Source organism: Spiroplasma endosymbiont of Cantharis nigra, from assembly GCF_964019925.1.
Classification (GTDB): Bacteria; Bacillota_I; Bacilli_A; order Mycoplasmatales; family Mycoplasmataceae; genus Spiroplasma_A.
Genome location: NZ_OZ026470.1, coordinates 1,135,429 through 1,152,482 on the forward strand (window position 1 = coordinate 1,135,429; position 17,054 = coordinate 1,152,482).

Genomic DNA, 17,054 nt, shown 5'->3' on the forward strand with positions numbered 1-17,054 from the left:
AATATGTTTAAAGTAAAATTCGCAGATATTGGAGAAGGTTTAACAGAAGGTACAGTTACTGAAGTTCTTGTAAAAGTTGGAGATCAAGTTAAAATGGGGGATGCTCTTTTTAATGTTGAAACTGATAAAGTTACTTCAGATATTTATGCACCAGTTGATGGTAAAGTAGCGACAATTTTAATTTCAGCAAATCAAGAAATTAAAGTTGGTCAAGTTGTTGTTGAAATTGATGATGGTAAAGGTGATGCTCCAAAAGAAGAAGCAAAATCTAATCCAGAACCAGTAGAGGAAAATGCATCAGTTGTTGGTGCAACGCCTGTTTCAAATGATCTTCTTTCAAGAGGAAGAACAAGAGCTGTTCCTCCAAAAAGATCAGCAGTAGAAACTATTGTAAATGCAGTAAATAATGTTAATATGTCAGGTCTTACACAAGGTAAAGGTGGACAATTAAAACCAGCACCTAAATTTAATTCAACAAATCCAGAAAATCACTATGAAGTAATAGTTATTGGTGCTGGAGTTGGAGGTTATGTTTCAGCTATTAAATGTGCTCAACTTGGATTGAAAACATTAATTATTGAAAAAGGTAATTATGGTGGAGTTTGTTTAAATATTGGTTGTATACCAACTAAGACATTATTAAAGTCAGCATATTTATATGAGCAAATTACAAAACGTGCAGATAAGTATGGAATTAAAGTTGATGTAACAGGAGTAAAAGCTGATTGAAAAGCAATTCAAGCAAGAAAAGATGATGTTGTAAATAAACTAACAACTGGTGTAAAAGGTCTTTTGAAAAAAAACAAGGTTACAGCAATTGAAGGTAATGCAAAAGCAATTGATAAAAATACTGTAAGCGTAAATGGTAAAAAATATACTTGTGATAATTTGATTGTGGCTACTGGAAGTGTGCCAAATCATTTCAATTTATCAGGAGCAAAAGAAGCTATTGAATCAGGTTGATTAATTGACTCAACAGGAGCATTGGCACTTCCTAAAATTCCAAAGGAATTAGTTATTATTGGTGGAGGAGTTATAGGAATTGAATTTGCTTGTGTTTATAAGAGATTAGGAACAAAAGTTACAGTATTACAATTCTTACCAACAATCTTAGAAATGTTAGACAGTGATGTTTCAAAAGAAATGACAAAAGAATTATTATCTAGAGGGAATTTAGAAATAATTTATGGAGTTAATACAAAGTCTTTTGGTAAAAAAGAAGTAGTTTATGAAAAAGATGGTAAAGAATATAAAATTAAAGCAGATTACTGTTTACAATCAGTTGGGCGTAAAGTTATAACTGAAGGATTTGATAAAATTGGTTTAGAAATGAATGAACGAGGTCACATTAATGTTAATGAATATTGTGAAACAAATATTGATGGAGTTTATTCAATTGGTGATGTTACAGGAAAAATGATGTTAGCCCATGTTGCTTCTCACCAGGGTATTATTGCAGCAAATAGAATCGCAAAAAGATTAGGTAATGAACATGCTGAAGATTTAACTATGAACTTTGATAGAGTTCCAAGCTGTATTTATACTTATCCAGAAGTTGCTTGCGTTGGAAAAACAGAAGATGAATTGAAAAAATCTGGAACAGATTACAAAGTATACAAATTCCCATTTGCAGCAATTGGTAAAGCACTTGCAGATGGAAATACAGGTGGATTTGTTAAATTGATTTGTGAACCAAAATATAAACAAGTATTAGGGTGTCATATTATTTCAAATACAGCAACAGATATGATTTCAGAAATTACAACTGTTATGGAATCTGAAGCTACAATTAGTGAGATTGCAAGAGCTATTCATCCTCACCCTTCGTTGAGTGAAGCTATTGGTGAAGCAGCTGAAGCATTGGAATCAGGAAAACCAATTAACTTTTAAAAATTAATAATTAATATAAACACCTTATAAACTAGGATTACTAGAAAATATAATGGTGTTTTTTTGATGTATAATAAAGAGAAAACTTGGTGTGTTCTATTTAAAATAGTTAGAGGTTAGAAAAATGTTAAATACACAAATACTTATTTTTGATTTTGGAAGTCAATATACTCAATTGTTAGCAAGAAGAGTAAGAAATTTAAATGTCTATGCTGAAGTTATACCCTTTGATAAAACAAAAGATGATTTAAAAAAATATAAAAATTTAAAGGCTATAATTCTATCTGGTGGACCAAATAGTGTATATTTGAATGAAGCTTATAAAATTGATAAGGAAATATTTAATCTTGGAGTTCCAATATTAGGTGTTTGTTATGGTATGCAATTAATTACTGACATGTTTGGTGGTAAAGTTGAATTAGCTGATTCTCAAGAATTTGGTAAAGCTAAATTATATATTGATGATGAAAAAAGTCTATTATTTAAAAAGGTTAGTCAAAATTCACAAGTATGAATGAGTCATGCAGATCACTTAACAAAAATGCCTGCTGGTTTTAAACAAATTGCTCATTCAGATTCATCAGTTGCAGGTATTGAAAATGAAAAAATGAATATCTATGGAATTCAATTTCATGCTGAAGTTACTCACTCTGAAAAAGGAATTCAGATTTTAAAAAACTTTATTTTTGACATTTCAAAATGCAAGAAAGATTGAGAAATGAAGCAATTCATTGAAAATAAAATAAAAGAAATAAAGGAACTTGTTGGAGATGAGCAAGTTATTTTAGGTCTTTCTGGAGGAGTGGATTCATCAGTAGCTGCAGCTTTAATTTCAAAAGCAATTGGTAAACAACTAAAATGTATTTTAGTAGATACTGGTTTATTAAGAAAAGATGAAGCTAAAAAAGTAATGGATTTATATAATAAAGAATTTGATATGAATATTAAGTTGGTTGATGCAAGTAAAGAATTTTATAAAGAATTAAAGGGACAAATTGATCCAGAAGACAAAAGAAAAATTATTGGTAAAAAATTTATTGAAGTTTTTAGTGAAGAGGCAAGAAAAATGCAGGGTGCAAAATTTTTGGCTCAGGGAACAATTTATCCAGATGTAATTGAGTCTTCAAGTAATGGTCATGTTTCAAAAACAATTAAATCACACCATAATGTTGGGGGTTTACCTAAGGATTTAAAGTTTGATTTGTTAGAACCTTTAAGAGAGTTATTTAAAGATGAAGTAAGAGCTGTGGGAAGAGAACTAGGAATTCCTGCTTTAATGATTGATCGTCATCCTTTTCCAGGGCCCGGTCTTGGAGTGAGAGTTATTGGTGAAGTTACAAAAGAAAAATGTGAGATTTTAAAAGAGGCTGATGATATTTTTATTAGTAATTTAATTGAAGCAAATTTATATAATGAAGTATCTCAAGCATTTGTTACACTATTGCCTGTAAAAACAGTTGGTGTTATGGGAGATAATAGAACTTATGATTATGTGGTTGCATTGCGAAGTGTAAATACAATTGATTTTATGACAGCTTCAAGTACACATTTACCTTGAGATTTTTTAGATAAAGTTGTTAATGAAATTATTAATAAGGTGGATGGAGTTAATAGAGTAGTTTATGATGTAACTTCAAAACCACCAGGAACAATAGAATGAGAATAGAGGAGAGTTTGTATGAATAAAAATGATTTAAATGGAAAAATAATTAGTGAAGGTATTACTTTTGATGATGTTTTATTAGTACCAAGATATTCTGAAATATTGCCCAATGATGTTTCTTTAAAAACAAAATTAACAAAAAATATAGAACTTAATATTCCAATAATAAGTTCAGCTATGGATACTGTAACTGAATCTAAACTTGCTATTGAAATGGCAAGATGTGGTGGAATTGGAATTATTCATAAAAACTTATCAATTGAAGAACAATCTTTAGAAGTTCAAAAAGTTAAAAGAAATGAATCAGGGTTTATAACAGATCCTATTACAATTACAAAAGAAACAATTGTTGAACAAGCAAATGAAATTATGGCAACCTATAAAATATCAGGATTACCTGTTGTAGATGGTAGTGGTAAACTAATTGGAATTCTTACAAATAGAGATCTAAAATATTTTGAAGATTTTCAAGCAAAAGTAGAAGTAATTATGACTAAAGATAATTTAATTACAGGTAATCCATCAACAACATTAGAGCAAGCAAAGGCAATTCTATTAAAAAATAGAATTGAAAAATTGCCAATTGTTGATGCTAATAATACTTTAGTTGGTTTAATCACAACAAAAGATATTGATAAAGCAATTGATCATCCAAATGCGTGTAAAGATGAAAAAGGAAGATTGAGAGTTGGTGCTGCTGTTGGAGTAGGTGAAGACTTTATGCAAAGAGTTGACGAACTTGTAAAAGCTCAAGCAGATGTTATTGTTATTGACTCAGCTCATGGTCACAGTAAAGGTATTATTGATGTAATTAAAGCAATTAGAAGCAAATATAAGAACTTAGAAATAGTTGCAGGAAATATTTGTACTGCGCAAGGAGCAGAGGCTTTATACAAAGCTGGTGCTAACGGAGTAAAAGTTGGAGTTGGTCCTGGAAGTATTTGTACAACAAGAGTTGTTGCTGGAGTTGGAGTTCCTCAAATAACTGCAATTAATGATGTTTTTAATTGAGCCAAGGATAAAGAAATAACTATTATTGCTGATGGGGGAATAAAATACTCAGGTGATATTGTTAAAGCTCTTGCAGCAGGCGCTCACAGTGTTATGATGGGAAGTATTTTTGCAGGAACTGAAGAATCACCTGGAGAAGAAATAATTGCCAATGGTAAAAAATATAAAACTTATGTTGGAATGGGTTCACTTGTTGCTATGAAAAGAGGGAGTAGTGATCGTTATTTCCAAAAAGGTGCTAAAAAATTAGTACCCGAAGGTATTGAAGCAAGAGTTCCATTTAAAGGAAAAATGAGAGAAGTAGTTTTCCAATTAATGGGTGGTTTAAAAAGTGGAATGGGCTATACTGGAAGTGAAACTATTGAACAACTACGCTTTGACACTCAATTTGTAAAAATCACAAATGCTAGTTTAAAAGAAAGTCACCCTCATGATGTGGAACTTACAAAGGAAGCTCCAAACTATAATAAATAAATTTGGGTTCAGTGTATGAACCTTTTGTTTTGCAAACGAAGTAGAAATGAAAGGATAGTTATGAAAAAAATTAATTTAGATGATATTGCAAAAAATGCTTGAAGTAATGCTTTACTTTGTCAATGTGGAGATGAAAAAGATAATTTTGATATCCACAGAATTTGTTTAGTTTGTTTAAAAATTATGGACTATAATGAACATTATTCACAAATAAATGTAAAAAAACCTTGAAACATTAAATTTTATAATAATGATAATTATAACTTAGTTGAATTTAGTGGTATCACAATGGCAGTTCACAAGGAATGCTTTATAAAATAAATATAAGTACTTATATGCTAAAATTATTTTGTTATCTTTAAGGAGAGAAAAAAAATGAAGAAACTTTCTGCAAATGAAATTAGAAAAATGTGACTAGATTTTTTTAAATCAAAAGATCACTATTTTTTGGAACCTGTTAGTTTAGTGCCAGTAGAAGATCCGAGTTTATTATGAATAAATTCTGGAGTTGCTACTTTAAAACCATATTTTGACGGGAGAATGAACCCACCATCACCTAGGTTAACAAATTCACAAAAATCTATTAGAACAAATGATATTGAGAATGTAGGAGTTACAGCACGACATCAAACAATGTTTGAGATGTTAGGCAATTTTTCAATTGGAGATTACTTTAAGAAAGAAGCAATAGAATTTGCATGAGAACTTTTGACTTCTCCAAAGTGATTTGATATTAACCCAAATCTGTTATACATAACTGTCTTTAATGAAGATCAAGAAGCTTATGATGTTTGAACTAACATTATTAAAATTAAAGAAGATCATATTTTTAAAGGAACAAGAGATACTAACTTTTGAGATGTAGGGCAAGGACCATGTGGACCTAATACAGAGATTTTTTTTGATCGTGGTGAAAAATGAGATCCTAAAAAAGTTGGATCAAAACTTTTAAAAGATGATATTGAAAATGATCGATACATTGAAATTTGAAATATTGTTTTTTCACAATTTAATAACGATGGGAATAATAATTACACAGAGTTGCCAAGAAAAAATATTGATACGGGTGCTGGTTTTGAAAGATTAGTTTCAATTTTTCAAGAAGTTCCAACTAACTTTGAAACTGATATATTTTTTCCAACAATACAAGAGGTTGAAAAAATGTGTAATAAAAAATTTAGATATTCAATTGAAAATTATTATAATGAAAATAAAGAACAAACTAAAATTAATACGGCTTTTAAAGTAATTGCTGATCATGTTAGAGCAGCTATTTTTGCTATAAGTGACGGAGTATTTCCTGGAAATAAAGATAGAGGATATATTATAAGAAGACTTATTAGAAGAAGTTCTGTCTATGGAAGAAAATTAGGAATTAAAGAATCATTTTTATATAAACTAGTAGATAAAGTAATACAGGCAATGAAAGACTTCTATCCATATTTAATTGAAAAAAAAGATATGGTTAAGGAAGTTATTAAACAAGAAGAATTACGATTCTTAAAAACACTTTCAAAGGGTTATGAACACTTAGAATCTATTATTAAGGCACAAAATAAAGTAAGTGGTAAAAATGCATTATTGCTTTTTGAATCTTTTGGATTTCCAATTGAATTAACTACAGAAATAGCAAATGAAGCCAATGTAAAAATTGATTTAAAAAGTTATGAAAAACTTTTGGAAGAGGCAAAACAATTAGCAAGAAACTCAAGAAAAGATGACAAGGCTTGAAATAAACAATCAGCGATTCTTACAGGTTTAAAAGTTGAAAGCGAATTTGTTGGCTATGATTTAGAAGAATGTGACTCAAAAGTTAACTTTATTTTTGAAGATGAAAAAAAATTAGAATCTGTAACAAATAAAGTAGTATTTATAACTTTAACTAAAACACCTTTTTATGCTGAAAAAGGGGGACAAGCTGCTGATAATGGTTATTTAATTGATTCACAAGATAATCGCCATTTAGTAATGGATGTTAAAATGGGTCCAAATGGACAACACATTCATAAAGTTCAAGTTAATGGAACTTTAAAAAATGGTGATATTGTTAGAGCAATAATTGATAGTGAAAAACGCTTCTATACTATGAAAAATCATTCAGGTACACATATTTTACAAGCAGCTCTTCAAGAGATTCTTGGAAAAGAAGCTTTACAAAATGGTAGCTATAACGATGAAAATGGTTTAAGAATTGATATTTCATATAATAGATTACCAACTCCAGAAGAAGTAGTGAAAATTCACTCAGTTATAGCAAGAGAAATTAAAAGAGAAATTCCTAGAGAAATTATTCACTGTTCATTAAAAGAAGCTATTGAAAAGCATAATGCCCTAGCTTTATTTACAGAGAAGTATGGTAAAAACGTTAGAGTAATTAAATTTGGGTCATTTTCTTGTGAACTTTGTGGAGGAACACATGTTACTAACACAAAAGATATTGAAGACTTACTAATTACCAATGTTGAGTCAAAGGGTAGTGGAGTATTTAGATATCACGCAGTAACTAGTCATAAGGAAGTAAGTAGTTATTTAGAGCAGTTGTTTAATAAACAAAAATTAGAAATCCAAGTTTTAATAGATAAATTTAATAGATTTAAATTAAAAGTTAAAAATAATTTAATTGAAAAAGAAATTAATAAAATAATGTCTTTAAAGGCAAGTAAGGAAAATTTAGTAATTATAAAACAAAAAGTAAATGACTTAAAAAACTCATTTAAGATATATCAAAAGGAAATAGAAGAGCTGTTAATTGAAGAGAAATTACTAAAATATTCTGATGTTATTCCAATTAACAAAGAACATAAAAATCTAATTGAATTAGAAACAAATAATCTAGAAATGAAGGAAATGAAATCTCTTTCAGACAAATTACAAAATAAGTTTGAAAACCTAATTATTATGCTTTGAAATACAAATGAAAAGATTTTTATTGTATCAGTCAATGATAAAATTGCAAAAGAAAATAGAGCAATTGATCTATTTAATAATAATAAAAAATTTAAAGTTAAAGGGGGAGGAAATGATACATTTGCTCAAGGTAAGATAATTTAATTTTTTTATATATAAACATTATTTTTTAAAAATATTTTTAAAATTTAATGTTTTTTTTTTTTTTTTATCAACTATAATTAAAAAAGGTGAAAAATATAATGAAAAAAGTTAGAAGTAATATAAACTTAATAGTTATTTTTATTCTTCTTTTTTTAACATTTCCTATTCAAAATATCTTAAATCAAAAAACTAATATAGTTATGTTGTCACTATTAGTTAATATTACTTTAATCATAATTTCTTTGTATTTCATCTCTAAATTTATTGCAGATTTACTAAAATTTATCGAAAAATATAATGATGAAATATCAAGAAAAAACTTAATAAGTCTGAGCTTGTCAAATAATAATTTTAAATTTTATATAACAATGCTAGTTACCTTTTTATTTTTTATTTTCTCAATAACTCAAACTTATATCTCAATTGAAAGAACAACAGTAATCTCAATGGAAATATATTGATGAACAAATTATAAATTAGATAGAGTAATTAATTTAGATTATATAAATATATTATTTTTTGCTCAATTTATTTTAATAAGTTTACTTTTATTATATTCATTTTTTTACATTATATTTTTCTACTTTATATACTCTGTAATAAAAACTGTTTCAAAATCAAATGAAGATTTAAATCATCTTATTTATAAGAAATCTACTAAGCTAAATCTATTTTTAAAAATGTTTATTAAGTATTTAAACAATATTAAGTTAGAAGCAAAAAAAATTCAAAATAGTTGAAAAGAAATAATAAATTTAATTAGCAATATTAAATCAGAAGAATTGAAAAGCTTTAAAAAGGCAACAACTCCTCCATTATTTTTCTAATTAAAATTTTTTTAGCGTTGTTTAAGTTAATCACTTAGATTTATTAAAATGGACAAAAATTTAAGTGTGGAAAAATACAGAGTATAAAGAAAAAAAATTATTTTAAATAATTTTTAATAACACAAGAATTTAAAAAGTTAAAGGGTAAATAATAAAAAAAGATAGACTATCGAGTTTTAAATAAATGAATAAAAAATGAAAAAATACTTAATAAAAATTAAGTACTTATTTAATGAAAGAAAAAAGGAGAATTTTAATTATGAAAAAATTATTAAATATATTAACATCTGTAACTTTAATTGGTTCAGCTGCAACATCAGTGGCAGCTTGCGGTGGAGGCGGGGGAAAAAAAGACCCTGATCTTTCTACTATGCAAAAAGAAATGCTAAATGGAGCAGAATTTATTTCAAGACTTATTGTTGCTGGAAGACATGAAAATTTAAATTACAATGTTAATGAAATACTATCAATATTCTTAACACCATTACCAACAGCTATGAATATGCCAACATTTTATAAATATGAAAATAGTACTATAAATATAGCTAACAAAATAAGTAAATTCAAAAATAATTTAGCACCTTCTTTAAATTATTATAACGGTGATAACTATGCGGGAATGTTTGCTAGTTATCTTATGGGGATGTATGAGGATGATTTTTATAATAATATGATAAATGGTGGTGATGAAAATGCTAACTACTTTAATGACACATTTTCAATAAATGGTAATCAAGGTTATAACAAGAAAAGTAATAATGCAATGGGATATGCTGCTGGTTTAGGCAAAGATATTAATTTATCAAAAAATGAAGAAAGAAGAGAACTGGCTTGAGCTATCCAAGATACTGGGGCATTATCAAATTATTTGTTAAGTTTAGGTTTTGATGGAGCTAATCCAACTGATACAAATGGTACAAGTTCACCTGTATCAAATGCTGACGAGCATAAAAAAGGTGGAACTAATGGTTCTGGTTATGCTTGATATAACTCAATACTTATGAGTGGAAGAGCAAAGAAAAGTAAAGATTTTAGTGGTAAATTACAATCTCTTGAGAATAATAAACTTAAAGATTTAGGTTATAATAAAGCAAATGATGATAATAAATCTATGATTAATGGAAAAGAATTTAATTCAACAGGAGGTTTGATTACAAAAATAGCTGGAGAACAAAATATAAGTGGTTTTATTAGTTTGTTTGGCTCAATGCTAGAAAATATCTCAGATACAAAAAATGGAGCACTTATATTAAGCGAATTTATGAATATAATTTTTCCCTTAATTAGAATAAAATCTTCGGGTCTTTTTGGAGCTTCAGATCCTCAATCAATTAGTCAGGCTGTAGGATTCTCTCTAATTACTAATGTTTGGGATGCTATTAAAAAAATTGATAGTAACATTATTAAAGATGAAAATATTTTGGAAAGCATAAAAAACTTAGATAAATCTCCTGATTCTGTTTGATTTATTCCTGGAACAACTGCAAAACCTGAAAATGTAAAAATTTCAGTTTTATATAAAGATGCAAATAAAGATAACGAGGAAATAGGTGGTCAAAATGGAACAAATGCAAAAAATATTATAAAAATTATAGATTTAATAGTAGAACTTTATAATAATGAAGAAAATAAAAAAGAATTTATTGAAAAATTATTTATCTCAAAAAATTCTCCATTCTATAGTTCTTATAAAACAATAATAAATTATATAGGACCTGAAAACTGAGAAAAATCTATGCTAGGTGAAGATAATGATGGAGCTATTAATCTATTAAAATTTGCCAAAGGTGCTTATTTAATGATGACAAATCGTGATGTTATTGAAAAGTTTGAAAGATTAATAGAGGAATTTAAAGGAGAAAATACGTTTAGAGATCTAACAAGCCTACAAAAAAATAAGTTTTTAGAATTAATTGGTTGATCAGAAAAGGGATATGAAGATAAATCCCTAGGTAAATTAATTTACAATTCATTTACAAATAGTGAAGTTACAGGTCAAAAGGACTTTAGTGATTTTTTTTCAGGTTTCAAAGATTATGTAACTAATGCAATGGCGGAAGTACATGAACCTGTATTGCAATATTTGGTAGATGATAAATATTGAAGAGTAAATAATTTTAAAATAAATACAACAAGTAATACACAACGTGCTGGAAAAATGGAATTTACGTTGGATTATAATGGGATAGGTGATAGTACTTCAAATGCAAGTAAACAAACTAAAAAAGTTGTAGTAGAAGAGAAATTTAATCCTTATCAAACCATTTCAAAGCATCAAGAACAAAATTGAACTAGCGAACTTAAAAGTAAATTGGATGAGGATAAAATTGCAAATTCAGGAAAAATTTTAGGTGTTGAACAGGGTGCAATTAAAAAAGAGGACATTGCAAATTATGATGGTCTAGGTAATTATCAAGATTATAAAACTGTAAAAAATTCATATAAAATAGTTTGAGAAAATATCTCAAATAATCCAGAATCACCTTATTGAGTAATAACCTCACTAAAATCATTTAATGCAAATGGAGAAGAATTTTATAATATTTATTAATAAATAAATGCTTTTATTTAAAAATGGTTTAAGAAAATTATTAAAAGATTATGTCCAGTTTGGGATATATTTAGTACTTATTACAATCGCTGTTATATTTACATCCACTTTTGGTATTGTTTCTTCAAATTTAATTAGTACAAATAATAATATAAATAAAAATTTTGAAAAATTTGATTACTCATTTAGATATACATCAAGCGCATATAAATCAAATGATACTCAAACTTTCACTCCATGATTTGCATTTAATACAGAGTTATTAAAAAATGATAAAGGAAACTATTTTCCAAGACTAACTTTTGGAGAATCTGGAATACTAAAAAAATATGAATTTAAAGATAATTGTTCTGGTTTTAAAATTAATTGTTATGAATCATCAATTTTTTCAGAAAATGGTAAAAATTATGTGAACTTTCATTTTGGAGATGTTGAATCAAACTTTGGTATTGAAAATAATGACAAGCAATATTTACCAACATCTGATAAAGCTGTTATAAATTTTACAGATAAACAAAAAATTGAAGTGGTCAAAAAGGCTGAATTTGGTGATTTATATAAATTGAATCTAGAGTCAAATAGTTTTAAAAACTCTTTAATTGGCAAATTATATGAAAAAAATAACAATTTTAACCAAGAAATCTTATCAAGCAGCGCGCGCGATACCGCATTACATATTTTTGATTTTATGTTCTTTTTAAATAATTCAGTTTTAACAAATGTAATTAAAAAGGATATTGTTAGTATTTATGAGAATACTAGTATAGAAAATCAAAAGTATGAGATTGAAAAATATGTTAATAAAGGTATTGGAGAGATTGACTCAACGGGAAAATATTTATTTTCTAAAATTCCTATTGAGTTTAAAGGTGATGCAGATGAAAAAAAACTATTCTCTGAGAATGCAAGTTTTTTTATTAAAAAGTTTGATTCTACTTTAGTTTTTAAAACTGATATAAATCAAAATGGATATGAGATATTAACAAATAAAATAACTCAAAGAAATTGATTCTCTATATATTTTAATTTATTAGGAGATTTAACTAATTTTAAAATAACACTAACTAATGAAGTTGTTAAATGAGATTCAAGTGGAAGAAAATTTAGATACATTTCAGCATTTTACAATACTAAGAAACCAAATAGTGATATCCTAGATGCTCATTTTTATAATGAAGAATTATTTAACTTATATAAAAGAACTTATACTAATAATAGTTTTACAGAGTATTCTTTTATATCCTCTAATGGTTATGCAAAATATAATAATATGCATTTAGGCAAAAGTTATGATATCTTTAATTATAATAATTCTGAAGGTATGTATGTTATGGATGGAATTGGTTCGGATTCATTTAATATTTATCCTACAATATATGAAGAAGACCTATTAACAAATCAAAAAAATGAAGCCATATTTTATATAAGTAATTCTTTATTTAATAAGCAATTTAATAAAGATGGAGAAGAAAAGAGTTATCAAGATGTAAGTAGGTCATATTTAACTTATCAAAAATCCGATATGAGTTCTATTGAAAAAGATATAAATTTATTAAAAACTTATTTTGCAGATAACATTTTGAATTTGGGAAAAATTCAAGAAAATATTAATAATGAGAATTACTCTGAAAATTTATCAAGAGCAAATATTGAATCTTATAAGGATACAACTTTATTAAATATGAGAAGTAGTTTATTTCCAGGTGTTGTAAAAGGGTTTTATTCACTGGCAATAATATTTTGTTTAATTTTTGCAAGTGCTTTAGCATTTGTGGTTTATACTATATTTAAAAAAACGTTGGTAACACAAAGGAGTCAGATAGGGAATTTAAAATCACTTGGATTTTCTAATACTAAAATAATATTTAATTACATTTTGTATATGTCCATTCCTATTTTTATATTAGTTCCAATAGGTTGAACTATAAGTTTATTTTTGCAAGGATCCTTAATGGGAATTTTTGAAATGTACTTTAATATTCCATCAATTTTCTCAATTGATTGAAAACTTTTACTAGTTGAATTATTTGCATTTTTGGCAATTGTTAGTTTAATTGTGTTTTTTACTAGTTACTTTACTGTAAAACAATCTCCATTAATTTTATTATCACCAAGTAAAAGTCATAAGCCAAATATATTTTTATCCAAAGCATTCTCAAAAATTAAAGGACTTAGTTTTACTTCGAAATTAAGACTTGTGATATTATCAACTGCTATAAAGGATTTAATTGTATTCTTTACAATATTATTATTTTCAAGTTCTGTAATAACATTAGCGTCTGTTACTCCAAATACTATGAAAAACATGTCCAATGAATACTATAAAAATATTAAATACAACAATGACTTTACTTATTCAAATGTTGTTATAAATAATCCATTAACAAGATATTCATTCTATCAAATGGATGAAATGAATAAGGCTGAGAGTAATATAGAGGCTTCTTTATTTAATACAATAGTAAAAACTCAAGATTATGAATATAAAACATTATTTGAGAAAAATTACTGAAATACATCAATTGATAATGCCCAAGATTTTAGAAAGTATTTTCAAGAGATGTTAATCAATAATCTTATTACTTTTAAGGGAGGAGTTTTATCAACAGGAATTATGGATAAATTAGTAGAGATTGAGCCCAAAGGGTTAGGTGCAACAATTGTAAACAATAATTTTAAAACTATCTCTTGTGAGGTTATTCCTCAGTTATTTGGCCAAGGAGGCATTAGTGAAGCAACAAATTATAATGATTGTATAAAAAGTGTTTCTAATAATATTCTTCCTTCTACTATAAAAGAACTTTGAGATAAGGACGATAAAGAGTTTAAAAATTTCTCATTTAATTTTTCTACTATTTCAGTTGATAAAGAATTAGATCAAATGTATACAAGAGTTGAATCAACTATTGATAATAATAAGCAAGCAAAATACGTTGTTTATGGTTTGGATTTAATAGAAGAAAACTCAAAAAATTTATTAATAAAAAATGAAAATAAAATTAAATATAATAACTCTCTAGACTATATTCCAGTTTTAATTAATAAAAAGGGAGAGTTAGAGGGATTAAAAGTTGGTAATGAGTTTAATTTAAAAACTTCACAAAATTTATTAGCAACTATAGGTGAAAATAGTTCAATAAACGAATTAGACTCTAGTTTATGAAAATTCAAAGATAAAAATCTATTTCAAATGGATTTAGATAAGTTCACTTATGCTATTAATCATGACTTTTATTTTAAAAATGGTAGTATTTATGAACCTTATTACAATATGACAGATATTGAATTGTCACTTCCAAAAAAATTGCTTAATCAAGAATTATTTAATGAAGTTAATATAGAGTATCAACAATATTCAAATAAGGATTTAAACTCAATTTATAGCGAAGAGTCAGATAGTTATGTCGTTAATCCTTTTGATATCTATAAATATGAAAATGGTATTCCAACTGAAATAGGAATAGAAACACTATTAGGGGGAACAAACAGCTGATTAAATATTGCATTAAAAAAAGGTTTATTAGTAAATAAAATTGTAGACTCTGCACCAAGAAAAGCAAAAGTTGTAGGAGTAGAGGAATTGTATGATGGAAATAAATTATATATGGATCAATTATATGCCAATGAACTAATGGGTGTAAAAGAGGGTTTTGATACTAGAAGAGAGTTTGATAATGGTTCCTCAGTAAATATTTGAAGTAATGCTAAAATGAGTTCAAATATACAAAATGCCGATCAAATGCAAAGAATTTTATTATCACCATTTAATGCAAATAATGCAACTGATGGATTTGCAAAATACATGGACCAATCAATTGGTTATACAGACTATATTCAAATGAAAAAAATGGCTATGAGTAATCTAATTACTTCAGTAATATCTATCTCTGTTATATTTGTTTCATTATCCTTAATAACAGCTATTATTATAATTTATCTGATTACTGAAATGTTTATAGGTAGATATAAGCGATTTATGAGCTATATGCGAATTCAAGGATATTCAATGAGAGAAATTAACTCTATTATTATGTGAATATTCTTACCCATAGCTGCAATTGGTGTAGCATTGGGAATAACAATTATTTGACTTTTAATAAGTTATTTAGTCCCTCAAATATTGCTTTCACTTGATATAGCAGTGCCAATGATAATGGGGTGAACAATTATGCCTATTGTCTTTATTGTAGGATTAGCAATATTCTTATTAGGTTATACAGTAATTATGCTATCTATTAGAAGAGTTAAATTAGCTTCTTTAATTGGAAATGAGTAGGAAATAAAAATCGACTTTTGTCGATTTTTTATATTTTAAAAGTAAAATAATGAGATATTGAGTTAAATTCTCATTATTTAATTAATTTAATCTTTTTTAATTTTCTTATTGCTTTTCTGTTAATGTTGTGTAATAATTGAAAAGCATGTATATTTTATGTTCATTTAGACAACACACTGGAAAGGGTTGTCAATGTTGAAGGAGGACCTAATGGCTCAACAAAAAATAAAAATAAAATTAAAAGGTTACGACCACGCTATTGTTGATCAAGCAATTGCAAAAATTATTGAAGCAGCTGAATCAACTGGAGCTAAAGTTCGTGGACCAATTCCATTACCAACAGAAAAGCAAATTATAACAATATTAAGAGCTACTCATAAATATAAAGATAGTAGAGAGCAGTTCGAAATGAGAACACATAAAAGAATACTTGAGATAGTTGAACCAACACCAAAAACAATGGACTCATTAACAAGAGTTCAATTACCAACTGGTGTTAACATCGAAATTAAACTATAGTAGACGATCAAGATATACATGAACATCATAAAAAAAGCAGGAGGAAATATCATGAAAGGAATCTTAGGACGTAAGTTAGAGATGACTCAAATGTTTAGTGAAAATGGTAAATTAATTCCGGTCACTGTTATTGCAGTAGAACAAAACACAGTTTTACAAGTAAAATCAGTAGAAAAAGACGGATACCAAGCATTAAAATTGGGGACAATCGATAAAAGAGCTAACTTATTTAATAAACCAGATATGGGTCAATTTAAAAAAGTTAACTCAGAACCTAAGCGCTTCGTAAAAGAAATCAGAGATATGGAAGGATACGAAACTGGTGCAGTAATTAATGCAGCCGACGTATTCAACGCTGGTGAATTTGTGGACGTTACAGGTATATCAAAAGGTAAAGGATTTGCAGGAGCAATTAAAAGACATAATTATTCAAGAGGGCCAATGGGCCACGGGTCAGGATATCATAGAGGTATCGGGTCAATGGGAGCAATTATTAATAGAATCTTCAAATCTAAAAAAATGGCAGGTCACATGGGACATGAGCAAGTGACAATCCAAAACTTAGAAGTAGTAAAAATTGATGTTGAAAAAAATTTAGTTTTAGTTAAAGGATCTGTTCCGGGTCCAAGAAAAGGCTTTGTTGTAATTAAACAAAACGTTAAAGGTAGAAAAGCGCAAGAGGCTGTTTCATTGTTATCAAGAAACACTGCTACTAAAGCTGTGGTTGAACCAACTCCAGCTCCTGTAGTTGAAGAAACAGCTCCTGCAGCTGAATAATTAGGGGGAAAGAAT

10 protein-coding genes are annotated in these 17,054 nt (G+C 27.2%); all 10 read left to right on the plus strand.

From position 1 onward, the window contains the following. The first annotated feature begins 3 nt into the window (after positions 1–3). The gene (lpdA, locus tag AACL04_RS04995; protein ID WP_339030082.1) at positions 4–1,890 is read left to right on the plus strand and encodes a dihydrolipoyl dehydrogenase; all 1,887 of its coding nucleotides are present in this window, start codon (positions 4–6) and stop codon (positions 1,888–1,890) included. Positions 1,891–2,014: 124 nt separating this feature from the next. Further along, the gene (gene guaA, locus AACL04_RS05000) at positions 2,015–3,556 is read left to right on the plus strand and encodes a glutamine-hydrolyzing GMP synthase (RefSeq protein WP_339030084.1); all 1,542 of its coding nucleotides are present in this window, start codon (positions 2,015–2,017) and stop codon (positions 3,554–3,556) included. Positions 3,557–3,568: 12 nt separating this feature from the next. Beyond that, positions 3,569–5,038 carry an IMP dehydrogenase gene (gene guaB, locus AACL04_RS05005; protein ID WP_339030086.1) on the plus strand — a complete coding sequence of 490 codons (1,470 nt, stop codon included), beginning with the start codon at positions 3,569–3,571 and terminating at the stop codon, positions 5,036–5,038. A 60-nt stretch (positions 5,039–5,098) separates the two neighbouring features. Further along, positions 5,099–5,359 carry a hypothetical protein gene (locus AACL04_RS05010; RefSeq protein ID WP_339030088.1) on the plus strand — a complete coding sequence of 87 codons (261 nt, stop codon included), beginning with the start codon at positions 5,099–5,101 and terminating at the stop codon, positions 5,357–5,359. 54 nt (positions 5,360–5,413) lie between these two features. Then, positions 5,414–8,089 carry an alanine--tRNA ligase gene (alaS, locus tag AACL04_RS05015; protein ID WP_339030090.1) on the plus strand — a complete coding sequence of 892 codons (2,676 nt, stop codon included), beginning with the start codon at positions 5,414–5,416 and terminating at the stop codon, positions 8,087–8,089. Positions 8,090–8,187: 98 nt separating this feature from the next. Next, the gene (locus AACL04_RS05020) at positions 8,188–8,916 is read left to right on the plus strand and encodes a hypothetical protein (protein WP_339030092.1); all 729 of its coding nucleotides are present in this window, start codon (positions 8,188–8,190) and stop codon (positions 8,914–8,916) included. A 259-nt stretch (positions 8,917–9,175) separates the two neighbouring features. Further along, positions 9,176–11,467 (plus strand): lipoprotein, encoded by a 2,292-nt coding sequence (locus tag AACL04_RS05025; RefSeq protein ID WP_339030094.1) that lies wholly within the window; start codon positions 9,176–9,178, stop codon positions 11,465–11,467. 7 nt (positions 11,468–11,474) lie between these two features. After that, positions 11,475–15,743: an ABC transporter permease gene (locus AACL04_RS05030; RefSeq protein ID WP_339030096.1), complete on the plus strand. Its 4,269-nt coding sequence runs from the start codon at positions 11,475–11,477 to the stop codon at positions 15,741–15,743. A gap of 210 nt (positions 15,744–15,953) precedes the next feature. After that, on the plus strand, positions 15,954–16,262 hold the full coding sequence (gene rpsJ / locus AACL04_RS05035; protein WP_339030098.1) for a 30S ribosomal protein S10: 309 nt from the start codon (positions 15,954–15,956) through the stop codon (positions 16,260–16,262). A 51-nt stretch (positions 16,263–16,313) separates the two neighbouring features. Next, entirely contained in the window at positions 16,314–17,039 is a 726-nt protein-coding gene (gene rplC, locus AACL04_RS05040) for a 50S ribosomal protein L3 (protein WP_339030100.1), read from the plus strand. The last annotated feature ends 15 nt before the right edge of the window (positions 17,040–17,054 follow it).